At 47.4% G+C, this 24936-nt stretch carries 24 protein-coding genes and 1 tRNA gene; 15 read left to right on the top strand and 10 right to left on the bottom strand.

The window, feature by feature from the left end; translation table 11 throughout:
* Positions 1-57: 57 nt before the first annotated feature.
* Positions 58-873, top strand: a complete 816-nt coding sequence (locus V7051_RS08710) for a phytanoyl-CoA dioxygenase family protein (protein WP_333874559.1) — start codon at positions 58-60, stop codon at positions 871-873.
* On the opposite strand, the gene V7051_RS08705 is transcribed toward V7051_RS08710, so the two are convergent.
* The 5 genes from V7051_RS08705 to V7051_RS08685 form a co-directional block, all read right to left on the bottom strand.
* The gene (locus tag V7051_RS08705; RefSeq protein WP_333874558.1) at positions 874-3810 is read right to left on the bottom strand and encodes a tetratricopeptide repeat protein; all 2937 of its coding nucleotides are present in this window, start codon (positions 3808-3810) and stop codon (positions 874-876) included. It lies immediately after the preceding gene.
* On the bottom strand, positions 3810-5306 hold the full coding sequence (locus V7051_RS08700) for a hypothetical protein (RefSeq protein WP_333874557.1): 1497 nt from the start codon (positions 5304-5306) through the stop codon (positions 3810-3812). Before V7051_RS08700 ends, V7051_RS08705 begins: the two co-directional genes overlap by 1 nt.
* Before the next feature lie 146 nt (positions 5307-5452).
* Positions 5453-6667 (bottom strand): ATP-grasp domain-containing protein, encoded by a 1215-nt coding sequence (locus V7051_RS08695; protein ID WP_333874556.1) that lies wholly within the window; start codon positions 6665-6667, stop codon positions 5453-5455.
* Positions 6668-6674: 7 nt separating this feature from the next.
* The gene (locus V7051_RS08690; protein ID WP_333874555.1) at positions 6675-8189 is read right to left on the bottom strand and encodes a pyridoxal phosphate-dependent decarboxylase family protein; all 1515 of its coding nucleotides are present in this window, start codon (positions 8187-8189) and stop codon (positions 6675-6677) included.
* A 22-nt stretch (positions 8190-8211) separates the two neighbouring features.
* Complete coding sequence (locus tag V7051_RS08685; RefSeq protein ID WP_333874554.1) at positions 8212-9003, bottom strand: cytochrome C assembly family protein; 792 nt, start codon at positions 9001-9003, stop codon at positions 8212-8214.
* A gap of 247 nt (positions 9004-9250) precedes the next feature.
* Here V7051_RS08685 and ffh point away from each other — a divergent pair, with 247 nt between their 5' ends.
* From ffh to dbpA, 9 genes are all read left to right on the top strand, one after another.
* Positions 9251-10612 carry a signal recognition particle protein gene (gene ffh / locus V7051_RS08680; RefSeq protein WP_333874553.1) on the top strand — a complete coding sequence of 454 codons (1362 nt, stop codon included), beginning with the start codon at positions 9251-9253 and terminating at the stop codon, positions 10610-10612.
* Between the two features lie 95 nt (positions 10613-10707).
* On the top strand, positions 10708-10959 hold the full coding sequence (rpsP, locus tag V7051_RS08675; RefSeq protein WP_333874552.1) for a 30S ribosomal protein S16: 252 nt from the start codon (positions 10708-10710) through the stop codon (positions 10957-10959).
* 6 nt (positions 10960-10965) lie between these two features.
* Positions 10966-11472 (top strand): ribosome maturation factor RimM, encoded by a 507-nt coding sequence (gene rimM, locus V7051_RS08670; protein WP_333874551.1) that lies wholly within the window; start codon positions 10966-10968, stop codon positions 11470-11472.
* Positions 11473-11480: 8 nt separating this feature from the next.
* Positions 11481-12218 carry a tRNA (guanosine(37)-N1)-methyltransferase TrmD gene (gene trmD, locus V7051_RS08665; protein WP_333874550.1) on the top strand — a complete coding sequence of 246 codons (738 nt, stop codon included), beginning with the start codon at positions 11481-11483 and terminating at the stop codon, positions 12216-12218.
* Positions 12219-12232: 14 nt separating this feature from the next.
* Positions 12233-12574, top strand: a complete 342-nt coding sequence (rplS, locus tag V7051_RS08660) for a 50S ribosomal protein L19 (RefSeq protein WP_305269899.1) — start codon at positions 12233-12235, stop codon at positions 12572-12574.
* Between the two features lie 153 nt (positions 12575-12727).
* Complete coding sequence (locus V7051_RS08655) at positions 12728-13213, top strand: methylated-DNA--[protein]-cysteine S-methyltransferase (protein WP_333874549.1); 486 nt, start codon at positions 12728-12730, stop codon at positions 13211-13213.
* Positions 13210-14094, top strand: a complete 885-nt coding sequence (gene xerD, locus V7051_RS08650) for a site-specific tyrosine recombinase XerD (protein WP_333874548.1) — start codon at positions 13210-13212, stop codon at positions 14092-14094. Before V7051_RS08655 ends, xerD begins: the two co-directional genes overlap by 4 nt.
* Positions 14095-14099: 5 nt before the next feature.
* Positions 14100-14876: an acyl-ACP--UDP-N-acetylglucosamine O-acyltransferase gene (lpxA, locus tag V7051_RS08645; RefSeq protein ID WP_333874547.1), complete on the top strand. Its 777-nt coding sequence runs from the start codon at positions 14100-14102 to the stop codon at positions 14874-14876.
* A 175-nt stretch (positions 14877-15051) separates the two neighbouring features.
* The gene (dbpA, locus tag V7051_RS08640) at positions 15052-16440 is read left to right on the top strand and encodes an ATP-dependent RNA helicase DbpA (RefSeq protein ID WP_333874546.1); all 1389 of its coding nucleotides are present in this window, start codon (positions 15052-15054) and stop codon (positions 16438-16440) included.
* A gap of 159 nt (positions 16441-16599) precedes the next feature.
* Here the strand turns inward: dbpA and V7051_RS08635 are convergent, their stop codons facing one another.
* The 5 genes from V7051_RS08635 to flgA form a co-directional block, all read right to left on the bottom strand.
* Positions 16600-17865 (bottom strand): DEAD/DEAH box helicase, encoded by a 1266-nt coding sequence (locus tag V7051_RS08635; protein ID WP_333874545.1) that lies wholly within the window; start codon positions 17863-17865, stop codon positions 16600-16602.
* 201 nt (positions 17866-18066) lie between these two features.
* Positions 18067-18143 (bottom strand) — tRNA-Arg (locus V7051_RS08630).
* A gap of 232 nt (positions 18144-18375) precedes the next feature.
* Entirely contained in the window at positions 18376-18870 is a 495-nt protein-coding gene (locus V7051_RS08625) for a flagella synthesis protein FlgN (RefSeq protein ID WP_333874544.1), read from the bottom strand.
* A gap of 2 nt (positions 18871-18872) precedes the next feature.
* The gene (flgM, locus tag V7051_RS08620; protein ID WP_333874543.1) at positions 18873-19184 is read right to left on the bottom strand and encodes a flagellar biosynthesis anti-sigma factor FlgM; all 312 of its coding nucleotides are present in this window, start codon (positions 19182-19184) and stop codon (positions 18873-18875) included.
* A 92-nt stretch (positions 19185-19276) separates the two neighbouring features.
* The gene (gene flgA / locus V7051_RS08615; protein ID WP_333874542.1) at positions 19277-19975 is read right to left on the bottom strand and encodes a flagellar basal body P-ring formation chaperone FlgA; all 699 of its coding nucleotides are present in this window, start codon (positions 19973-19975) and stop codon (positions 19277-19279) included.
* Between the two features lie 272 nt (positions 19976-20247).
* Between flgA and flgB the strand changes: the two genes are divergently transcribed.
* From flgB to flgF, 5 genes are all read left to right on the top strand, one after another.
* A complete protein-coding gene (gene flgB, locus V7051_RS08610) occupies positions 20248-20640 on the top strand; it encodes a flagellar basal body rod protein FlgB (protein ID WP_333874541.1) in 393 nt (130 codons plus the stop codon).
* 2 nt (positions 20641-20642) lie between these two features.
* Positions 20643-21056 carry a flagellar basal body rod protein FlgC gene (gene flgC, locus V7051_RS08605; protein WP_333874540.1) on the top strand — a complete coding sequence of 138 codons (414 nt, stop codon included), beginning with the start codon at positions 20643-20645 and terminating at the stop codon, positions 21054-21056.
* 11 nt (positions 21057-21067) lie between these two features.
* Positions 21068-21754, top strand: a complete 687-nt coding sequence (locus tag V7051_RS08600; RefSeq protein ID WP_333874539.1) for a flagellar hook assembly protein FlgD — start codon at positions 21068-21070, stop codon at positions 21752-21754.
* A gap of 10 nt (positions 21755-21764) precedes the next feature.
* Positions 21765-23981, top strand: coding sequence for a flagellar hook-basal body complex protein (locus V7051_RS08595; protein WP_333874538.1), 2217 nt, complete (start codon positions 21765-21767; stop codon positions 23979-23981).
* A gap of 78 nt (positions 23982-24059) precedes the next feature.
* A complete protein-coding gene (gene flgF, locus V7051_RS08590; protein WP_333874537.1) occupies positions 24060-24809 on the top strand; it encodes a flagellar basal-body rod protein FlgF in 750 nt (249 codons plus the stop codon).
* The last annotated feature ends 127 nt before the right edge of the window (positions 24810-24936 follow it).

The following is a 24936-nucleotide window of genomic DNA, read 5'->3' as shown; positions in this document are numbered from 1 at the left end:
TTTCCCGACAATAGAACAGGCTGGGAAAGTCTTTCAGGCTACTGATGAATTAGAAAGATGATTTCTTTAATCGCAAAAACGCATGTCGACCATGTACGTCAGCAAGGTTATGCCGTTATTAAGCAGGCGGTTGATCCTGCTGTTGTTGGTAGTTTTCTCGACTTTGCCAATACCTTTGAATATACCGAGGATGAACAAGCCAATTTATTACGTAATCAACAGCGTTTGAACAGCTTTGGCCGGACTATTTACAATGTTGCGTTAAAACGTCAGGATGCGCTTCGGGTATTCATTCGAGGCATACCGGGCGAAGTCTTAAAAGAGCTGCTGAATGAAAAATTTTATGCGGCAATCCCGCCGGATCAACCCAACTATATATTGCGCGCCATGCATCTGCGCAGTTCGCTCGAAGCGATGCCGTACCACATAGACTCGTTTATTCCTTACACCGGAAACTATACTTCAGTCGTTCAGGCTATTTTGTTTCTGAATGATTCCAAAGTGGACAATGGCTGTACGCTGGTTGTGCCGAAATCCCATCAAACCGGCGAATATGCACCTCAGGGCGAGAATGCGGATGCCATACCGTTAGAAGCCGAAGCGGGGGATATCGTTGTTTGGGATAGCAGGATTTGGCACGCCACTTTAGACAATACGGCGAAAAGAGATCGGTGGGCGCTGATTGCCACGTTCTGTCGCTGGTATATCAAACAGGGTTTCGATTATCCTAGAGCTATACCCCAGTCGGTGTTTGAAGCCCTGGATGACGATGAGAAAATTGTCTATGGCTATTGCTCATATACGCCATTGGATGAATTTGACAAAACCGAGCTTAAGAGCGGGTTGGATAAAATTAAAAAATTATCGTCATAATTAATCAAGGGTGTGTTCTGTTAATGAATGGAAAAAGTCAGTCAGATCTTGGATAGGTTGCAGATTCCCATAGATGATATGGCTGTTTTGCAGTATTTTGGCGCTGATCTGTTCCCGCAAGAATTGATTGTTGGCGATTGCCACCGCTTTTTCGGCATAAGACTCGGTGTCTTCCGCAATGCATTCCATCAAATCCAATATTTCGCAATAAAATGCACCGCCCCGTCCGCGCATAAATTCTCCTGCTTTTGTTACAAGCGGAGTGTTTGTTGCAAAAATCATACTCGCCGTTGACCCTATACCGAAGTGGAACGGGTCCAGAATCACATCCGCTGAGGCAATGACACTGATAAAGTCGTTTGGATTTTTTAACCAAGGCAAAAACAGTATTCGATCCCGAATCTCTGCGGGGATCGTGCTCTCGAAGCGTTTTATCAGGGCTTTCTTCCAGTATGGCCATATATCGTCTTCAAACAGAACAACCACTCCATTATCATCAATCTGCAATATTCTGGTTATTGCATCATCAAAATCAGGGTGAATTTTTTGCAGTTTCACTGGACACATATAGATGCGCCGTCCATTAGGCAAATTCAATTCATCGCGCGATTTAAATGTCGCCGGAATTGTCGGGCGCTCAAAATAAAATGTCGGTCTAGGCAAACGAACCAATTTCTCGCTGTAATGATTCTCTGCGTCAAAAGGCTCCATTAAATCGGTCGATAAAAAATAATCCATATTAGTTATGCCTGTTGTTACCGGATGTCCAGGTAACACGCACTGTATTCTAGCCAAACGGGAAAATGCCAGGAAATAGCATAAAGGATCCATGCCGATATCAAGATAGACCAGAATGTCCAATTCCAACTCAGCAATCATTTCTCTGGCTAGAATCAAATTATTCGGTAATTGAAGTCGTTTGCCGATAAAGCCGGAATAGATTTTGTCGTCAATCGGATGGCTGGAAATCAACGCCGTTTCAAACGATCCTTCCAATGATAAGGATTCAATTATTTTGCTAAAACAGAGCGATACGGAATGACTGTATAAAAACTTGGATAAAAAACCCACCCGTGTTTTCCCCGGGGTGCCTGATTTCGGCTGGGCGCAGTGAGGAGCGTCGTAAAGCAAGGCTGGGCAGGCTTGCTCATAGTATTTCGCTACCTTGACCTGTAAGTCTCGGTCATTGAGGCCATGATAAGCCAAATAAAAGGTGTTCTCACCAGAGTGCTTTACAGGATCATCAAGAGTCACTTTACTTTTAATTAACTCGTCTAAATTTCGCTCGAATTCCGCGCGGCTTTGAAGCATTTCCTGTCGTGTACCGATGATAGCGGGAAGTATTAACGCGTCCAGTATGCGGGCACTGTGAATGCCCAATTCCGATGCTTTGCGGTAGCAAGCTTTTGCATCGTTGAGCCGGCCTTGTACTTTAAGCACAGTCCCAAGGTTATTATGCGCTTCAGCGTAATCCGGCTTGATCTGCAATGCTTGTCGATAGCTGGCTTCGGCCTCTTCAACCAAACCCTTGTTTTTGAGGCCGCTTCCCAGGCTGTTATACGCCTCAGCGCAATCCGGCTTGATCAACAGCGCTTGCCGATAGCAGGCTTCGGCTTCGTCTAACCGTCCTAGATCATAAAGGACGATGCCTATATTATTATGGGCTTCAGCGTAATCCGGCTTGATTAGAAGCGCTTGCCGATAGCCGGCCTCGGCCTCGTTCAATCGATCCATTTTTTGTAGGGTGGCTCCCAGATTGTTATACGCCTCAGCGTAATCCGGCTTAATCTGTAGCGCTTTCCGATAGCTGGCTTCGGCTTCGTCCAGCCGTCCCAGGTTTTTAAGGATGATGCCTAAGTTGCTGTACGCTTCAGCATAATCCGGCTTGAGCAGAAGCGCTTGTCGGTAGCCGGCCTCGGCCTCGTCCAGCCGACCCATGTCCTGAAAGGTAACGCCCAGGTTGTTATAGGCTTCGGCGTAGTTCGGCCTGGCCTGTAGCGCCTGTCGATAGTTGTCTACGGCTTCAGGCAGCCGCCTCAGATCCTTGAGCGTGTTGCCTAAGTTGTAATGGGTTTCAGCATCGTTTGGTTTGATTTGAAGTGCGCGGCGGTAGCTCGCCTCGGCTTCGTTCAGCTTGCCCAGATTTTTAAGCGTATTGCCCAAATTGTAATGTGCCTCATCGTCATCTGGCGACAGCTCTGCCGCTTTTTGCATAGGTGTCAACGCATCTGCAAGCCTCCCCATTTGTTGTAACACTAAACCCAACACCATCCAGCCAAAACCATGTAACGGGAAGTTTACGGTCATTGTCTGGGCGAGGGTTGCAGCTTCTGCATTTCGTCCCTCGTTGAACAGAGCCGCCAAAGTATTTATCTGTTCAGGGCTGGGATTATTCTCTTTGAGTAAGGCAGGCTTTCTGTTCGGTTTGCCTGGTTTGGGAGGCTTTGTTTTAGATTTTTTCTTACGGTGTTGCGAGATTTTCTCCGGCACGGGTTGCGGCTCTTTGAAAGCATGCTGATCTTCTGTATTGGATTGCGCTGCAAGCTCTGTATCGCCTTGCAAGTACACGGCTAAAGCGTCTATCTGATCCCCGAGTATTCCCTGCTGTTGACCAAGAGCCAATACCTGCCGCGCAGCATCCGGCATGCCTGCCTGAATCAATGTATCTATATAGCTCAACCAGTATTGTAAATGCGTCGGGTCAGCCTCCAGAGCCGTCATGAAATGTGATAGGCCTGCAAGCGGCTGTTTCGATTGCACCGCCAAAGTTCCCAGGTTATGGTTTGCCTCAGGATGATTGGGCTGGACTTGAAGAATGGCGCGGTAGAGCTGCTCGGCATCTTGTAATTGACCGGCTTGGTGATGTTCAATAGCTTGGTCTAGGGCTTGTTCTATCGTCAGCGACAACGTTTGTTGCGGAGGAGTGTTAGCAGTCATTAGTTATTTTTCCTGTTTGAATGGATTAACAACGTTGTTTTATCTAAAGTCTTCAATGCAGCTTCAATGATCGCATTGCCTCTATCGTCTTGCGCTGTTGCTTCAATAATCAGCCTTGAGCTGATGCATAAACGCAAGGCGCTTACCGCTGTGCCGTTACGAGCGCCGCAGGCAACGGGCTGTCCAAGTTGGCAGCGTGTTGCGGCAATCGTATTGTCAGGATGGTTAAATACGGTCAGCAGTTGCCGATAGACATGCAGGGTTTGTTCGCGACTTAACGGTAAGCGTCCATTCGGCTGTGGATCGTAAAGCAGGAAAGGGAATATGGTCTGGAGATGATCCCAGCTATTGGGTTCTATTAACGGGCGACGGTCCAGTTGGGGTGCGAGTAGCGGTTCGAAGTGAAGATCGGATGACAGGCGTTGCCGGATCGTTTCTGCAAAGGTCAGCATAAAATCGATGATTTTTGTTTGTGGCACGGCGCGAAATCTGCGCAGTTCTGCCAATGCAACTTCACAGCGTAGCAACAGTCCAAAATTGGCGGTAGGATTCAGATATTCGGTTCCAGGCCAATGAGTCGGCCAATTGGCTCTGGATGAACAGGATAGTAAACGGGGTGGAAATGCGCGTTTTTGCAGGCGCTCAGCTACTTCGGAAGGTACCAGTAATGCGGCTGAGAAAGAAGGTGCGGTAAGGAATTTCGATCCGGTCAGCGCAACCATAAAGCCCTGATCCAGATAGGCGCGTAAAGTCGGCAGGGCAATGCGGAATTGGCAGGCATCGATCAGCACTTCAAGGTTATCGGGATAGCGGCGGTGCAGCGCGATGACGCAGGCAGGACTCGGCGCGATCAATCCGGTTTTGGATTGATCGACCAGAATTAACAGTACGCGCCGGTTTGATGTAACGGCTTCACTGACCAGGTTTTCCACTTCGGCATCGATTTCAGCGATCAGCCTGGGAGTTCCGTCGTCGAGACGGATCGATACTTGTGCAACTTCAACGGCATCATTGCCGGTTGCGGAATTTCCGTTTAAGGCTGAGGCTACTCCGCTTCCGGTTTCATTGGCTTCCACCATGATGACCCGTGCCGGTGCAGAGGCTTCGCTAACTGTATATTGCGCTGCAATGGTATGTAGGTCGGTCCCCGACGGGGAGAATATAAGCTCTAGCCCGTGGAGGTCGGATAGTTCGCATAACGCTAGCCATTCCAGGCGAATTCTTTGGATTTGCCGTTCATAGACGTCTATTGGCGATGTGATGCTGATGGCTTCCAGCAGGTTCTGGCGCAACCGCTCTGCGACAGCGAAACCTTGCGTAGAAATGACTGAGGCCGTAGAGGAACCGAATGCCAGCAGTTGAGGATCGGGAGACGGCCCGCACCCGTATTTGTTCAGTCCGCTGAGCGGGTCGAGAGCGAGGCGGGCATCGCCGCCTGCAAGCAGGAGTTGCTCGGTGGACGGCAGGCGGTCTAATGTTTGAGGTAGGTTCGGCACAATAATTAAGGTGAGGTCTTGAAGTTACAGGCCGTCGGAATGCAGGCTTCGTCTGCAAGCGCAAGCAAAGCTTGCACTTCTATTGTGGCGTTGACTGTTTTGTTTAAATGTAATGCAGTAAATACGTAACGATTGCATCAGTGTATTTAACGCGTGCCGCGTTGCATTGCGTCCAGCAGCATCCGGCGAAAGGCGGTGAATACTTTGTTCATCTGTGGCTGTTTGTAGGGGAAGATATCGACCGGATCGATGGCGTGGACAATCATGCAACTGTCAATCTCGAAAATCAGCAATTTACCGTCGGCGGTTTCCCCGCAATCGATACCCAGGTAGTCCAGGCCAACCCGTTCATTGATAGCGCGAAAGGCTTCGGCATGTTGACGGGCAAAGGTGTTGTCGAAATCGATCATAAAGCGTTCTTCTTCGGCGCGTTTTTCGGCGCTTTCGGCCATGCCGGCATTCAGATAATGGACCATCCAGTGCTCGGATATGCCGACATGGCAAACGAAGGGTTTGCCGTCGATCAATACGATGCGGTATTTCCTGAACAAACCATCCTGTCCGCGATAGTCAATAAAACGGGATAGATAAAACTCTTCATTGGGCATGTTTTGCAGATAGCTGACCAGCGCATTCGAATTTTCTATTTTGTCCAAATCTTTTCCGGCGTGTGAATCGACCGGACGGACAATAATCGGGAATTCGCCGTCTGCGAGAATGTCGATAAGCGGCAGCTCGCCATCAGCGATTTGTTGCAGAGTTTGCCGGGCTATGCGCACTGTGATCGGCATCTCTATCCCCGGAGCGGATTTTAGCAATGCGCAAGCTTCATTTCTCGACATCAAGGCAATGCGGTCCGGCCTGTTCAGTACCGGGCGAGGCCATGAGGCTATCGCGGCATCGATCTGCTTTAACAGCGGCATATTTTGATCGGACTGGGCAACCGCAACGAACAATATGTCGTGATCAGGAAGGTTGGCCGGTAAAGGTAAGTCTTGGGTCACATAGACTATATCGAGAGCGACATCGGAGTTTTCCAATAGGCATTCGACAGGGGTGTTTGCCATCAAATCGCCTGCGCCCATAATCGCAAGGAGCCGAACATTGACTTGTCCCGTTGCTGCGGGCTGGGAATATATTTGCTGGCTTTCGATGGCCTGAGCCTGTATGGACAAGGCTAAGTCGCGGTAGCCCCGGAGTTGCAGAACCGTGGACAAGTCCATCAGGGCATAGCCGCCGGTTTCGGTTTCGGCGCGTTCGACTAATTGTGTGCCCAAGGGGGCGAGATCGCAGCCGGAGTAGGCCATCCGCATCAGCTTTGCCAGTCCGATCAGTGACTCGCTAAATTCATTGGTTTGCATTGTTTTCCTAAGGTTGGGCATTCTTTACGGCAATCTCACCCAGTGCCAGTGTGGCATCGATCAACGCATCAATGTCGCTTGCCGTGGTACGGTGATTAACGATAGCGGCCCGTATGGCCAGCTGTCCGTTGAGGGTTGTTGTTGACGGTGCGGCAATGCCGGATTCTTGCAACGCGACCACAATGTCGGTATTGATGCGGTTGGCATCGGCGCTACGATAGCGGAAGCAGACGATATTCAGTGCAACTGGGGCGAGTAGTTCCAGCTGTGGCTCGGCTTCGATACGTTGCTTCATATGCTGGGCCAGTGCGCAGGTATTTGAAATAACCTGTCCTAATTTTTCCGCGCCGTAGACTTTTATCGTAAACCAGGTTTTGAGCGCCCTGAAACCGCGTGAAAGATCAGGGCCGAAGTCGCACGGCCAGGGAGAACCAGCTGCCATGCCGCGGGATTCGCGTTTCAGGTAAGCGGCGGGCGAGGCAAATGCGCTTTGATGCTGTTCACCGTCGCGCACTAATATAAATCCTGCATCATAGGGAACTTGTCCCCATTTATGAAAATCAAAGGCAATGGAGTCGGCGCGCTCAATGCCTTGCAGGCGCGGCGCAATATTAGGAGCGAGCATAGCCAATGCGCCGTAAGCGCCGTCGACATGAAACCAGATATTTTCGCGTTGGCAAAGTTCGGCAATCACCTGAAGATTATCAATGGCCCCTACACCTACGGTACCGACTGTTCCGGCAATGAAAAACGGTGTCATGCCGGCTTTTTTGTCTTCGGCAATGGCGCGTTCAAGCGCGGCTATATCCATTTGGTGCTGCTGATCGATGGGTATCATGCGAAGAACATCGCTACCGAAACCGGCAATATCCATGGCCTGGACAATGCTGATATGAGCGCCGGTCGAAGTATAGGCTGTTAATTGCCGGTTGTCGGCAGTAAAGCCTTTTTGACGTACATCGCTGCCTAAACGTGCGGTGCGGGCGATTAATACGCCAATCAAGTTGGCCATCGAGGTTCCGGTCACAAACAGGCCGCTGGCGGTTTCCGGGAAATTAAACAATTTCCGGGTCCATTGGACTACTTGACGCTCGATTTCGATCGGTGCCTGGTCGCGTCCGCCAAGATTGGCGTTCAGTCCGGCTGCCAACATTTCCGCCAACATGCCGACCGGGGTTCCGCCGCCATGAACCCAGCCCATAAAGCCGGGATGGACGTTGCCTAAGGCATAGGGGAGCACATCTTTCATGAATACAGCATGTGCGCTTTCGAGATCATGTTGGCCGTCATCCAATGCTTGCTGAAATGAATGCCGCACTTCCTCAGGCATGGGTTGCCATACCGGTTGATCGCGCAAGTGTTCAAGATAGTCGATCATATCGTCCAGCATCCGATGGCCTTGTGATCGAAAGGTGTTCCAATCGGCTGGGTCCAACGTGTCTTTAGAGGTTTCCAGCATAAGGGGTATTGGATTGAAACCGGTATCGGGTTGGTAAGGAGGCTGAATTAAGTAATCGGCCAAAGTCTTTTAACTTTAAAGCGTGCTATCTGTGTAGAATAATTTCCAGCACCAGTTTGCTGCCAAAGTAAGCCAGCAGCAGCAAAATAAAGCCTGTTAAAGTCCAGCGGACTGCGGTTTTTCCGCGCCATCCGTAACGCAATCGGCCTATCAATAGACTGGAAAAAATAACCCAGGCGATAATGGATAAAACGGTCTTGTGCGCTAAATGCTGCGCAAATAAATCTTCAATAAAAATGAAGCCGCTGACCAAAGAAATGGTCAGGAAAAACAGTCCTGTGCCGAGCATTTGGAACAATAAAGATTCCATGGCTTGCAAGGAGGGCAACGACTGGATGAAGCGTTTTGGCGGATGGCTTTTAAGCTGCTGGTCTTGGATGGCAAGCAGAACGGCTTGCAAGGCGGCGATGTTGAGCAGGCTGAATGCGATAATCGAGGTTAATATGTGAACACTCATCTGCCAATTGTGGGTGTGCAGTAGATGCGGTTTCTCGGGCAGGTTCAGTTCCAATGCCAGCATGATGGCGGCAATCGGAAATATGACGATCCCCAGTTTTTCGACAGGCTTGTTAAATGTCGCCATGAGCAGCAGCAGAGCGACAATCAGTGAAATCAGGGATGCGGTGCTGATAAAGCTAAAGTTGAAGCTGTTGTTTTGCAAAAAAGCGATAGCGATATATAAAAGGTGTGCGCATACTGCTGCCCAGGCCAGATAAAGCGGCGTGCATTGTCTCCTGTTCTGATGCGTGTCTCGGGCAATACACAATGTGCTTGCCAGATAAGTACAAATTGAAAAGGTAGCGAGTGTCGTGTTCATTAGGTTGTTTTTTATTGGTTTGTGATCAATAGATAACACCGCTGTCAGTGTGGACTTATTGCCTGTATGGACGTAGGCAGGCGGCGTTAGCTTCCGCATAATGCGATAAGTCGCTTTCCCGGCGCACCACAAATTCCCTTGAGTTTAATGCAAAGGCCTTGATGGCTATGTTAATATATCCCGCTAAATAGTCCTAACGCATTTGTGTTAGTGAATGGTTTCCTTCAGATTTAATAAAGACACTGATATGTTTGATAATTTAACCGATCGATTAAGTAGCACGCTTAAAAAAATTAAAGGTCAGGGGCGCTTGACTGAAGACAATATCAAGGACACTCTGCGCGAAGTGCGCATGGCTTTGCTTGAGGCTGATGTTGCTTTGCCGGTGGTTACGGACTTTATTGAACGTATCAAAACAGGCGCGTTAGGTCAGGAAGTTCAGTCCAGTCTTTCGCCCGGCCAGTCGCTGATTAAGCTGGTTCAGGCTGAGCTGGTTGCCGTGATGGGCGAGGCAAACGAAAAGCTGAATCTTAATGCAGTCCCGCCGGCGGTTATTTTAATGGCTGGCTTGCAAGGTGCCGGTAAAACCACGACGGTAGCCAAACTGGGCCGCTGGTTAAAAGAAAATCAAAAGAAAAAAGTCGGCGTGGTCAGTGCTGACGTTTATCGTCCTGCAGCTATTAAACAGTTGCAAATGCTTGCAAATGACCTGTCTTTAGAGTTTTTTGAAAGCGATATTTCACAAAAGCCGGTTGATATCGCTAAAAACGCGATTGACGCAGCGAAGAAAAAGTTTCTCGATGTAATTATTATCGATACTGCCGGTCGTCTTCATATTGATGATGAAATGATGGGCGAGATTAAAGAATTGCATGCAGCAATCAACCCTATCGAAACTTTATTTGTTGTCGATAGCATGACCGGCCAGGATGCTGCGATTACTGCAAAAGCCTTTAATGATGCATTGCCGTTGACCGGGATTATCCTGACCAAGGCAGATGGTGATGCCAGAGGCGGTGCGGCTTTATCTATCCGTCATATTACCGGCAAGCCGATCAAGTTCATCGGTATGGGCGAGAAAACCGATGCTTTGGAGCCTTTCTATCCGGATCGTATCGCCTCCCGTATTTTGGGTATGGGCGATGTGTTGGGCCTGATTGAAGAGATCGAACAGAAAGTTGACAAGGAAAAAGCCGAGAAACTTGTCAAAAAACTGCAAAAAGGCAAGTCCTTTGATCTGGAAGATTTTCGTGAGCAATTACTGCAAATGCAGAATATGGGTGGCGTGGGTTCCATGTTGGATAAATTGCCGGGCATGAGCAGCATTCCCCAGGAAATGAAAGATAAGGTTAATGACAAGGAATTATCGCGTCAGATTGCGGTGATTAATTCCATGACTATGAAAGAAAGGCGTTATCCTGATTTGATTAAAGGCAATCGGAAGAAGCGTATTGCTGACGGCTGCGGTCAGCAGTTATCGGATGTTAACCGCATCTTGAAGCAGTTCATGATGATGCAGAAAATGATGAAGCGCTTTAAAGCAGGCAATATGGCAAATATGATGCGCGGCATAAAAAATAATGTACGCGGCATGGGTATGAGAAGGTAATTTTTATTGTGTTATTGGCGTTGCTCTTTACTTGTATAGAAAATCGCGTAAAATAGGTCGATTAAATTTTGACTAAATGTTTTTGAGGAACTTAGATGGTAACCATTCGTCTTTCTAGAGGTGGCGCGAAAAATCGTCCTTTCTATCATGTTGTTGTAACCGATAGCAGAAGCGGTCGTGACGGTCGTTATATTGAACGTCTTGGTTTTTTTAATCCGTTGGCGCGTGGCAATGAAGAAAAATTGCGTTTAGACTGCGACCGCGTTGATTATTGGAAAGCCAATGGCGCTCAGCCTTCTGATCGCGTTGTAAAATTGATTAAAGACGCGCGTAAAGCGGCGGCATAAACTGAATTGTCAGAGCAACAGCATATAAGCGTTGGAAAGATTTCCGGCGTTTTTGGTATAAAAGGATGGGTTAAGGTATTTTCCTTCACTGATCCGAGGGAAAATATTTTAACTTATTCTCCTTGGCTGTTGAAAAAAGGCGACGAGACAAAAACAGTTAACGTTGTTGACGGACAGCTGCAGGGTAAGACGATAGTCGCTCAGCTGGCTGGCGTTAACGATAGGGATCAAGCAGCGAGCCTGATGGGATGGGATATTTTTATAACCCAGGACCAGCTACCCAAAACTGCTAAAGATGAATATTACTGGTCCCAGTTGATTGGTTTAAATGTTGAGACCATTGATGGCGTTCAGTTAGGCGTTGTTGATAGTCTTCTGGAAACAGGCGCCAATGATGTGATTATTGTCCAGGGCGAGCGGGAACGGGTCATTCCGTTTTTACAGGGACAAACGGTAATGAATGTTGATCTGGATGCAGGCAGGATTATTGTCGATTGGGATCCTGAGTTTTAATTATCGGCATGCGTTTTGACGTTGTAACATTATTTCCGGAAATGGTGACAGCGGCTGCGGGTTACGGTGTAACCGGAAGAGCAATCGAACGGAAGATAGTCAGTTTGTCGGTATGGAATCCTAGGGATTATACCCACGACAGGCACAAAACTGTTGATGATCGTCCTTATGGCGGTGGTCCTGGCATGGTCATGAAGTATCAGCCGTTGCATGATGCGGTTAATGATGCCAAGCAGGCAGGCGTTGAGGCCATCAAAGTAGTTTATTTAAGTCCGCAAGGCAAACCGATTACCCAGTCTTTACTGGCAGAGGCTTGTAAAGTATCGCAGTTGATTCTGGTTGCGGGGCGTTATGAAGGTATTGATGAGCGCTTTGTCGAGTTGGATTGCGATGATGAATGGTCTATTGGTGACTATGTTATTAGTGGCGGTGAGCTCGCTGCATTGATAGTGATTGATGCCGTGACCCGGTTGCTGCCGGGTGTGCTCGGCGATGAGGATTCAGCTCGGCAGGATTCTCACAGCGATGGATTACTGGATTGCCCCCACTTTACCAGGCCTGAACAGCTTGAAGGCTGCTCAGTTCCGGACGTTTTATTAGGCGGCAATCATGCGGACATAGACCGCTGGCGAATGAAGCAGGCTCTGGGACGAACTTGGCAGAGACGGCCGGACTTGTTGGAAAAAAAGAATTTAAGTGCAGAGCAGGAAAATTTGCTTAGAGAATTTATTGTGGAGTTGGTTTAAATTAAGGTGTGGTAATGAGCAATATTATTGATGAATTGGAAGCGGAACAACTGAAACAGATTCCTGACTTTGGTCCAGGTGACACTGTTGTTGTGCAAGTTAAGGTAAAAGAAGGCGAGCGTGAAAGAATTCAGGCTTTTGAAGGTATCGTAATTGCAAAACGTAATCGCGGATTAAACTCAGCTTTCACAGTAAGAAAAATTTCTCACGGTACTGGAGTTGAGCGTGTATTTCAGACTCACAGCCCTATCATTAGCGAGATCAACGTTAAGCGTCGCGGTGATGTGCGTCGTGCCAAATTGTATTACTTGCGTGACCTGACGGGTAAAGCAGCTCGTATTAAAGAAAAACTTTAATCAAGCTGGTTTACACCAAATAAAAAAAGGCAGCTTAAGCTGCCTTTTTTTATGGCTAATGGGTTTGGTTGCATATTTAGGCTTAAAATTGTAGATTTCTTTCATCGGGTAAATATCTTTACCTAATAATTGAAATCATTCAGGACTTACTTAATGCCGTTTATAATTCAATGGGTAGAAAATCCTTCGGGGGATGAGGAAGTTGTAAGGCTTCAGACGCCGGCAGGACGGCTTGCTTTATATAGCCAACAAGGTGTGCTCAGCAAAACAGACTGGGAGTTGGGTGATTGCCTGAATCAGTCCTATGAGCATGAATTGAACCAGTATTGGCGCAATGCCGATAAACGCATCAACATTAAACTGTTAAAACAAGGCAGCTTATATAGAAGCCAAGTTTGGACTGCACTTTGCGAAATACCTTTTGGTGAAACGATGACTTATTCTGCATTGGCTAAGAAAATAGGTTCATCAGCGCGAGCAGTCGGCAACGCATGCCGGGATAACCCGTTTGCTTTAATCATTCCCTGCCACCGGGTGGTTTCCGCTTCCGGTATGGGAGGCTATTGCGGGCAAACCGACGGAGATTTCATGGCAATAAAATATAAACTGCTGGAATTTGAAGCAAGCCATAAAAAATGAATGCAACCGTTTTGATCGACCAATTTCTCGATGCCGTTTGGGTGGAGCAGGGTTTGAGTGAGAATACGCTTTCGGCTTACGGCAGTGATTTGAGGATTTTCGCCAAATGGCTTGATGGAAGGCCGATGCTGGAAGTTGATGGCGGGGAATTATCAAGCTTTCTTGCCAGTCGTTATAAAGAAGGTATAGGTAATAGATCTTCTGCGCGTATTTTGTCCAGTTTGCGGCGTTTCTATGGTTATTACATCCGAGAAAACAGTATAAAAGTCGATCCGACTGCATTGATAGAATCGCCTCACATCGGTCAGCCGTTGCCTGCCTCACTGTCCGAAAAAGATGTCGAGTTATTACTGGATGCACCTGAAGTTACCAATGTTTTGGGCTTCAGGGACAGGACTATGCTGGAAATGCTTTATGCTACCGGGCTTAGAGTCTCGGAACTGGTCAATTTAAAATTTGAACAGATCAGCTTCCGGCAAGGTGTGGTCAGAATCATCGGTAAAGGCAACAAAGAGCGGTTAGTGCCGGTCGGCGAGGAAGCCATGAGCTGGCTGGAGAGCTATATGGTCCAAGCCAGAAAAACTATTCTCGGTGAGCGGCAATGCGATTATCTGTTCGTCACCAACCGGGCGGACAGTATGACAAGGCAGGCTTTTTGGCATATTATCAAACGTCATGCAAAAAAAGCCGGAATCAGCAAAGAACTGTCGCCGCACACTTTAAGACATGCCTTTGCTACGCATTTGTTGAATCATGGCGCGGATTTACGTGTCGTGCAGTTATTGCTCGGGCATTCGGATTTATCGACCACGCAAATCTATACCCATATTGCCCGCGAAAGACTCAAAGAATTACACTCAAAATATCATCCAAGAGGATAGCTAAGATGGCTCAAAATATTCACCCGACCGCTTACATAGCACCGGATGTGTCACTCGGAGACAATATTACGGTAGGGCCTTTTGCCGTTATTGAGACAGGCGCTCAACTGGGTGCAAACTGCCAAGTGGGCGCTCATGCCGTGGTGCATAGCCATGTAAAAATGGGTGACGGCAATATTTTACATCCGCATGCAGTGCTAGGCGGATTGCCGCAAGATACCGGCTTTAAAGCCGAAACGGTTTCCTGGCTTGTTTGCGGCGACAATAATGTTTTTAGAGAGGGCTTTACCGCTCATCGGGCTTCTAAAGAAAATGGGGAGACCCGCATTGGTTCAGGTTGTTTCTTTATGAATAACAGCCATGTCGCGCATGATTGCACAGTCGGGAATAACACCATATTTGCCAATAATGTCGCGATCGGCGGACATGTCCAAGTCGGCAATAACGTTTTCATCGGCGGCGCAGTGGTTGCGCACCAGTTTTGCAGAATCGGTTCGTTTGCGATAGTGCAGGGTACAACCGGCCTTAATATGGATGTTATCCCTTTTATGCTGATCGGCGGACGTCCCGCCCGGCATTATAAGTTAAATACCGTAGGCTTAAGACGGGCAGGCATTACCGGAGATCGCTATAAAGTGCTGTCAGCGGCATTTCGCTTGTTAAAAAACAAACAAAGCCTTGATGACTTGGAAGAGACGGAAGAGTTAAAGCAATTGAAAGACTGGTTGGCTGTTAAGTCCAAGCGCGGTTTGCACGGCTTTATTAGTGTGTCTGAAAAGTAAGATAAACAGCGTTTTATCACTCACATAAGCATCAAATTAAGAAATATCATCACGGAGAACGCGAAGTTTTATTCTTCATGTTCTCGTGGTGCGTTAATCAAAGCCAGTATCTGGTATCATAAGTAATTGAATGACGGCATTTCGCCGCCATTCGCGTCAATATAAAGAGTCCTTAGTGAGTACTGCCAAATTTTCATCCCTAGCTTTAAAACCCGCCTTGCTTGAAAACATTGAATCCCTGGGTTACACCTATTTGACACCTATTCAAGCAGAGAGTCTGCCGCATATTCTTGAGGGCAGGGACGTAATTGCGCAGGCTAAAACCGGCAGTGGTAAAACCGCTGCTTTCGGCATTGGCCTGTTGTCCAAGCTGGATTTGAACAGTTTCAGGGTTCAGGTGATGGTTGTTTGTCCAACCCGAGAACTTGCCGATCAAGTTTGTAAGGAAATCCGGAGATTGGCCCGGTTTACTCAAAATATTAAAGTATTGACCTTATGCGGCGGCGTACCTTTCGGGCCGCAACTGGGATCGCTGGAACATGGTGTTCATGTGGTGGTTGGCACACCGGGACGGTTGCAAGAGCATCTGCGTAAACGCAGCTTACGATTGAGTAACCTCAAGGTGCTGGTGCTGGATGAGGCCGACCGGATGCTGGATATGGGTTTTGAAGAGGCCATTACTGACGTGATTTCATACGCACCGACGCATCGGCAAACGCTGCTGTTTTCAGCAACTTATGCCGATCCTATTCGGGAAATGAGCCAGAAGTTCCAGTTTAAACCGGTTTCCGTCAGTATCGAGACCAGCCATCACGACAGCGATATTGAACAGCGTTTTTATCAGGTAGAAAAGTCGAAAAGGACAAACGCACTGGGTTATCTTTTATCTTATTATCGTCCTGAATCCACTGTGGTGTTTTGTAATACCAAAAGGGAGTGCCAGGATGTGGCGAGTTCGCTTGAAAACAGCGGTTTTACTGTTCAGGCGCTGCATGGCGATTTGGAGCAAAAGGATCGGGATCAGGTATTAGTGCGTTTTTCCAATAAAAGCTGTTCGGTTCTGGTGGCGACCGATGTGGCGGCACGAGGTTTGGATATTAAGGATATGCAGGCGGTAATTAATTATGAATTGCCCTGGGACCCTGAAATCTACGTACACCGGATTGGGCGTACCGGCCGCGCCGGTAAAAAAGGCCTGGCGTTAAGTTTATGCACCGAGCAGGAATTAAATCGGGTCAAAGCGATTGAGGAATATCAAAATATTCCAGCCAAATGGGACGAAGTGGCGCCGTTTCAGATGAACCATGAGCAGCGGTTTGAGCCGCCGATGGTGACTTTGTGGATAGATGGCGGACGCAAAAATAAAGTACGTCCGGGAGATATACTGGGCGCTTTAACCGGTGACGGTGGAATTGCCGGCAGTGAAGTGGGCAAGATCGATATTTTTGACGCCCATGCTTACGTGGCTATCAAGCGTGACAGTGTTGATAAAGCTTTGGCTTGCTTGAGAAACGGCAAAATAAAAGGCCGCAATTTCAATGTCCGTAAATCCCAGTGGGGCTGAGATTGCCGGGTTATGCTAACTTTAAAAGCTAACCTAAATAGGATTTCTCAAGTGGACTATTCACCACGAAGACACGAAGAGCACGAAGCTTTATTTCTCATGTCTTTATGGTGATATGTTGTTTTTAGGGTTAGCGCAACGCCAAACCCGTTTGCAAATTTAAGCGCTTTTTGTCCTGGGTCTACTGCTTCTGGTCTGATTACCGCCGGCAGGTTTGCGCGCCTGGTTTGAGTTTCTGCTTGGACGTGGGCCGCGTGGCGGCTCTGCCGGCATCGGTGGAGCAACAGCGGAAGCCTCAAAGCCGGCAATTTGTTCTCGTTTTATCTCCTTGCCGATCAGCTTTTCAACCAAGCGCAAGGCATTGTATTCATCATGGGATACTAATGATATGGCTTGGCCTTCTTCCCCTGCGCGTCCGGTACGGCCAATTCTATGAACGTAATCTTCGGGCGCTCTGGGCAGTTCAAAATTGACGACATGGGGCAGCAGGTTGATATCAATGCCGCGTGCCGCCACATCGGTCGCCACTAGCACCCTGATTTCACCGGCTTTAAAGCCGGACAATGCACTGGTTCTGGCGCCTTGGCTTTTATTGCCGTGGATGGCGGCTGCCTTAATGTCAATCTTATTGAGTTTTTCGGTAAGCCGGTTCGCGCCGTGCTTAGTGGTTGTGAACACCAGAACCTGCTGCCAGTCATTTTCTTTTATCAAGTGAGAGAGTAGCTCGGTTTTGTTGGCTTTATTAACCAGATAAGCGATTTGCTCAACCAGTTCTGCGGCGGTATTTCGTGGAGCGACTTCAATTTTTATTGGATTCACCAAAAGCCCGGTGGTGAGCTTGCGGATATCCTCTGAAAAAGTCGCCGAAAAAAGCAGGTTTTGACGCTTTTTCGGCAGCAAGGCGATAATCTTGCGGATATCCCGGATAAATCCCATATCCAGCATGCGGTCTGCCTCGTCAAGTATCAGTGTTTCGACCTGATCGAGTTTTACCGCATTCTGATTGACCAAATCTAAAAGTCGGCCTGGCGTGGCGACCAATATATCTACGCCGCCTCTTAATTTCATCATCTGCGGATTGATTTTTACCCCGCCAAAAACGACTTCGGATTTTAAGCGCGGATGCAGGTGCGCTCCGTACTTGTTAACCGATTCGCCTATTTGCGCCGCAAGTTCCCTGGTTGGGGTTAGGATTAATACCCTGACCGGCCGGTTATTACCGTAAGCCTTTTGCGATAAGCGGTGCAGGATAGGCAGGGTAAATCCTGCTGTTTTTCCCGTTCCTGTTTGTGCGGCAGCCAGAACATCATGGCCGCCTAAAACGGCAGGAATAGCTTGCGACTGGATAGGGGACGGCGTGATATAGCCGGCATCAGCAATGGCGCGCAGCAATGGGTCAGATAAACCGAGGGTGGTAAATGGCATATTAGTTGAGTCTCAATAAAATGTTGCTGTTGGCAAGTGCCTTACAGCTTATGAAAAGGGGATGAAGGTTAAATAAACAAACGCGGCAAAGAACGAGGGCTAATTGATTGCACTGATGCTGGCGTTGATAGGTATGGCGTTAGGTGCGGTCTCTTGTTGCGGGTAGGCATGAGCAAGAGTGTTATAAGTTTCTGATATAAATGGTGCCCCGAGGCGGATTTGAACCACCGGCCTGTCCCTTAGGAGGGGACCGCTCTATCCTGCTGAGCTATCGGGGCAAAAACAAAGAACATCTTACCATAGATAGGTATTTAATTCATTTGTTCTGTTCGGAGTGTATCAGTAAGTTGAAAGAAAGTTTGGCTGCAGGACGAATTGATCAGTTGGATATGTAAGGATGATAGTTCCATGCCCAAATTAGGGGTATCAAATACGAGCGTTGTTAATAATGAACAGTGATAGTGTGCCTGGACGGAATATTATGAATATTAACCGAACATGAAAAAGTAATTATACCGAGATCAGGGTATGGGTCTGTCGGTCGCTTTGAGCTCTGCCATCAGAACCATATGTATTCGCAGACTCTGGTTTGCCTTTTAAAATGTCCAGTGAACGTTTGGTGTGACGAGATAAGAGATCAATGCTTGCGCCGTTTTGTTCATTCAGGCTTTTGCACTTTGCACAGACAGTCATCAGCTGTGCCCAGTTGGCGATTGATTCGGCGGTTTGCAGGCCGGCTGTTTCAGCCCGTTTAAAATATTCCCTGACACTTTCCTGATTGTTAGGGAGATTTTCTGTTGCCAAGACTTGAGTGATTTGTGTGTTGAACTGTTCCAGCTGTGAAACCAGCTGCTTTTTATGGGCGGCGAGGTTGTTAATTAGTTCAGCTTGCTGCGTTTTCTTTAAGGCGTCAGCCTCTCGACTGAGTTCCTGATGAAGCTGTTGCGCCAATTTTAGTGCATTGGAAATTAACTGATCTGTAATAGGGTAAGTTTTTAATATCATAGTTATGTACTATTGTCTTGGGGCATTAACTTGTCCAATTGAATCAATTTCTTTGCAACTTTTTCAGCATTTATCGAATAACTTCCGTCAGCAAGGGCTTTTTTTACGGAGTTAACCCGATCAATATCCACTGACGATGCAGAAGATGAACCAAAGGCCTTTTTTATTTCCTGTGTGGTGATCGTAAGTGCAACACTGTCTGTTTTTTCCGTATTTGTGACGGCAACCCTTTTCTCAACATCGACGACTTCAGCTTTTGTGGGTGTTTTTATCGGTGTCGGACTATTTGTCCTGCCTGTTATTTCAATAGCCATGTCAAATTCCTTAAATATCTTTTCATTTAAAACATTTATCGGCAGTCTGGCGATAAACTTTAACGGTTTATTTAATCGATTTATACGCGATTTTAATAATTAACAGAGACTAATCCGGGTTCGACAACCGTTGCATTAATGATACGTCCGGAATTTTGATTCTTAACGCTGATAAGTTGCCCTTTAATGCCATCCATCATCGCTATTCCGCTCATTCTAATAGAAAAATCGGGCTTTGTTGTGCTGATAACAACTTTATCTCCTCTTTTAATAAGTTTGGGTTCAACAATGTTTCTTAAGCTAAGAATAGTTCCGGCATTTAGCTGACGTGTAACCTGTTTATTCTCGACTTGTTCCGGTTGAGTGGCAAAATCTTCCCTAAGATTAGACACCTCTCTTTTTTCGATAGCAAGATGTTGCCTTGTAATGATTTCGCCGCGTTGTATCGGCCGGGATACGACCACGACCATTTGATAAGTCTTGATGATGACAGAAGTAAAAATAGACCATTTCTTTTCCGTATTACAACGCACACCTATCGTCGTTCTGCCCGCCTTAATTAAATCACTTGTTGTGAATATGTCCAGCGGTTCGGCGCATTGAGGTAAATTCAAGCGGCTGTCCAATGGAGTTAGGGTCATTTCATATTCGCCGGGCAGATTGATATTTTGCTCGACATAAGCTTTAACAGCCTCGGCAATGGATTCATGCGATTGCGAACCTTGTTCCGCATGAGCCGCGGTAAAAAAAATAAAGGCCAGTGCCAAAATGAGTGGGATATCTTTTATCATCGTCAAGGTCTGCTTTATGGCTTATGTAAGGTACCGGAAATAATACCAGTCAATTTATTGACATATGGCTTTATTTGCCCGCTGATCGATTTGTTCGTCACTAATTGGCGGCTATTTTTTGCCGAATTATTCAAAGCATTTTAATCGTAAGCAACTGTTGATTAGAGATGGATAATGTTTAATGTTTATATCTAACTGATTTTAATTGATTATATGTTTTTGGCATATGCCGTGCATTTGTTTTACTACAAGTAATTAGTGAGGAAACTATCATGGCTATTAATTTTGACGCAGCACTCGGTATTGGTCCTAAGGTTTTGGCTTTTCGAGAAAAGCGCAGTGAAATACTGGCTGCCAATTTAGCAAATGCAGATACGCCCAATTTTAAAGCGCGCGATCTGGATTTTAAATCCGTCTTAAAACAAAGTGTGGGGTCAGGTGTGGCCATGGAGCGCACTCATGCAGGACATATTACACCACAACAACAAGCATTCGGAGCAAATGTAATGTATCGGAATCCCAGCCAGGTGTCATTAGACGGCAATACCGTCGAAGCCCATGTTGAGGAAGCTAAATACGCAGAAAATTCAGTGCAGTATCAGGCCAGCTTACAGTTCATTAGCGGTGACTTTTCCGATTTGATGACATCCATTAGAGGGCAATAGTTATGACTTCAAGTATATTTGATATTGCCGGTAGCGGCATGAATGCGCAGTCGTTAAGACTCAATCTGGTTGCAAGTAATATATCGAATGCGAACAGTGTCGGCAGTAGTGCGAAGGACGTTTACAAGTCCAGGCAGCCGGTATTTGCCGCTGAATTAAATAACGTGATAAATAAACAGAATGCTACCAGTAAGGTCAAAGTATTGGGCGTCGTCGAAAGTCAAGCCTCTGCCGTTATGGAATATTCCCCGAATCATCCTCTGGCTAATCAGGAGGGCTATATCTTTAAATCAAATGTTAATACGGTTGAAGAAATGGCCAATATGATGTCGGCATCACGCTCTTATCAAAATAATGTGGAAGTATTGAATACGGCAAAGCAGATGATGCTTCAGACTTTAAAAATGGGACAGTAAGGGGGTAAAAAATGGCAATTCAAGGCACAACAACCGATTACAGCAGTTTAACGGTCACGCCCAAGAAAGATTCGGCGGCGGCAACTAAAAAAACTTCATTAGGACAGGATGAGTTTTTAAAATTGATGACCACTCAGATGACTCATCAGGACCCCTCGCAGCCCATGCAGAATGGCGAGTTTATAACGCAAATGGCGCAGTTTGGGACAGTATCCGGGATTCAGGATTTACAAAAATCATTCGGTGATTTTGCCAGTTCAATCACCTCCAGTCAGGCATTGCAAGCAACCAGTTTAGTAGGACGATACGTATCCGCGCCAGGAACGCAGGGGTTGTTGGCGGCAGGGGGGAATATAACAGGCAATATCAATTTAGAAGGCAGTGCAACCAATGTTAAGGTCACAGTAACCAATGCGGCTACCGGTGAAATTGAACAGAGTGTGGATATGGGGCCTCATGCGGCGGGGAAAGTTCCTTTTGCCTGGGATGGCTCGAATTCAAACGGTGTTATGGCCAGTCCCGGCGTATATAAAATTGAAGCGACAGGAAATATTGACGGCAATAATACCGTACTGGTGACAGATATTAATTCTCAAGTTGAGAGCGTCAGCATGAGCAGTGGCACTACGCCAATGAAAGTTAACCTGACCGGATTGGACAGCATTGATTTCAGTAAAATTAAACAAATTCTAGGGTAGGGGGTGTAACATGGGTTTCGCAACAGCATTAAGCGGCTTAAAAGCCGCATCAGCAAGTTTACAGGTAACCGGCAATAATATTGCCAATTCACAGACCACCGGTTTTAAAGAGTCAAGGGCGGAATTTGCCGACGTGTATGCCAGCAGCATCGGCGGCGTTAGTAAAACCCAGCCGGGCGCAGGGGTAAGAGTTACCGAAGTGGCGCAACAATTTAACCAGGGCAATATCGAATCCACCCAAAACAGCCTCGATCTAGCCGTTAGCGGCAATGGTTTTTTTGTATTGGCCGATAGCGTAAACCTTCCGGACCCCAATAATCCGTCTGCACCGGTCAATCCTTCGGTGCCTAGTGCATATACTCGCAACGGCGCTTTCAAGTTGGATAGTACGGGTAATGTCGTTAATAGTGAGGGAAAGTATTTATTGGCTTTTGCGCCTAACGGTGCTACCGCGGAGGCGGGTTTTAGTGTCGGTGTTTTCAGGCCGTTGACCATTGATACCGCTCAAGGCTTGCCTAACGCTACCGCAAATGTCGATATGAAATTGAATATCAACGGGGCTGCCAGTGTGCCGTCAGCTTCATTGTTTGATCCTTTAAATCCCTTATCGTATAACAATACGACCTCAATCACTACCTATGATACTCAGGGTAATGCCCATATCGTATCGACTTATTATGTGAAAACACCGGTGGCCAATGCATGGAATGCTTATGTATTTCTTGATAATTTCGGCATTACAACGGGCGGGGCTCCTATACCGCCGGCAGCAGCGCCTGCGTCGACAGTGTCATCAACTATCAATACTCCTGGGACACCGATACCGATGACTTTCAATGCATCAGGATTGCTTGCTGAAGTGGGGGTTCGTGCTGCTGGCGTTATTTCGGCAGGGACTGTGACAGCGGCGAACAAAACGGTGGCGGATACTACGGCGGCAAAGGCGTCGGCTACAGCACTACCGACGATTTATACAGATGCAGCAACATCAGCGACTGCTACAACTGCATCAACAGCAGCTGTTACAACAGCCGTAACATCTGCTGCGACTGCATCGTCAGCGTCGACAGCTGCAGCGTCTAATCCGCTTAATGCAGCAGCGGTGGCAACTCTCGCCGGCAATGCCTTTGCCGCGGCCGGTACCGCCGATGGGCTTGTTGCTGCTATTACGGCCGCATCTGCTGCGATTCCCTCGGCTGCGCCTTTTGCCGCAATTTATGCAACTGCTTCTGCAAATGCCCTAACATCTGCTTCAAATTATAAAACAGCTGCTGACGCTTATGCTCTAAGCCTTGATACTGTGACTGACGGGCCTAATGCTGCTGCTGCTGGTGTTACTGCTGCAGCCGATGCTATCCTTGCGCAGACCGCACTTAATAATTACAAAGCTGCCGTTGCGGCAGCCGTTAATACGGCTAAGCAAGCTGCTGTTTCTCAAGCTTTGGTGGGATCATCATCGGCCACTGCTTTGGCTGCCGCCGCATCTGCCGTTAACACGGTTCCTTCTGCTGCCACGCTTGCGGCTACAGCTAAAACTACGGCTGCTACCGCTGCTGCATCAGCAGTTGCTTATGCGACAGCTGCTGCTGCCGTTGTTGATGTTGCTACGGCGAATACGGCTGCTGGTTTAGCAGCAATTGCTGCCGCTGATGCGGCGACTGCCCAGACTGCAGCCAATGCTTATGATACGGCTGTATCCGCTGTTACTTCTGGCGCTCCGCAAGAAACCAAGGTGGATTTTGGATCTATTAATTTAGGCCTTATTAATCCTAACGCAAGCGTTGCTCCGATGGCATTTGATCTGGATTTTTTCGGTAGCACCCAATTCGCTACGCCTTTTAGCGTCAACGGCTTAAAACAAGACGGTTTGCCTGCCGGTAATTTGACCGGTATTGATGTCGACGGCACCGGGGTGGTGTTTGCAAGGTACAGCAATGGCGGGTCGAAGCCTCTAGGACAAGTCGCATTGGCGCGCTTTCAAAGTAATCAATCATTAGCCAAAGTCGGGGATACGACATGGGCTCAGACTTCAAGTTCCGGTCAACCTATATACGGCGCTGCGGGCGATAATAATTTTGGAGCTATTCAATCATCTGCCCTGGAAGGTTCCAATGTGGATTTATCCGACCAGTTGGTTAAGTTGATTATTGCGCAGCAGGCTTATCAGGCCAATTCTCAAACCATCACCACTGAAAAAACCTTGATACAAACTATTTTGAATGCGTAATTTAATTTTTTGAAGTTATTGGAGCGATGTTTGCTTTTATTTTTAAAAGTCTGTTTATAAGGTAAAAGAGGAGCTGTTATGGACCGTAGTTTATATATTTCAATGAGTGGTGCCAAACAATCGTTGCAGGCGCAAAACTCAAACGCCAATAATTTGGCGAATATGCAGACAACCGGTTTCAAATCCGATGTGGAGTGGTTCCGTAGCAGGGCTGTGACCGGGGCGGGCTACCCTACGCGGGTTTATGCGATGATAGAGAAACCGGGCACCGATTATTCCCCGGGCGCGATGCAGACGACAGGCCGTGATCTGGACGTAGCTATCAATGGACAGGGCTGGATTGCCGCTCAGGGCGGCGATTACGACAGTAAAGAAGCTTATACGCGTGCCGGCGATTTACGCATTACTCCGGAAGGTTTATTGAAAACCGGTGCGGGTTTGCAAGTGCTGGGACAAAACGGGCCGATTACTATTCCACCGGCAGAAAAGGTGACCATAGGCACTGACGGTACTGTCAGCATTATTCCCATGGGTTCCGGTAACGCAACTACGTTGGTGCAGATTGACCGGATTAAGCTGGTTAAACCTAATATCGAGGATTTGGAAAAACAAGGTGACGGTTTGTTCCATACTAAAGATGGCCAGCCGCTGGTAGCCAGCGCTGATGTCAGCTTGAATACGGGGACTCTGGAAGGCAGTAACGTTAATGCTTTTGTAGCGATGACGGAAATGTTGGAGCTGGCAAAAAACTTCGAGCTGCAAACCAAGGTGATGAAGAGTGTGGATGATAACTCTGCAATGACTGCCAAGTTGATGCAAATGGGATAAATGCATGAATGTGGATTTGTTTTAAAAAAAGCCGGGCTGAGCCCGGCTTTTTTTGGATCTGAAAAAGGTGCGATAACCTTTTAAAAAAATATGGCACGCATCATGCTTTGTATTTAAGTGAGGCAAT

This window comes from Methylobacter sp., from assembly GCF_036845245.1.
In the GTDB taxonomy this organism is placed as follows: domain Bacteria; phylum Pseudomonadota; class Gammaproteobacteria; order Methylococcales; family Methylomonadaceae; genus Methylobacter_A.
This window is presented reverse-complemented; position numbering and strand designations above follow the sequence as displayed.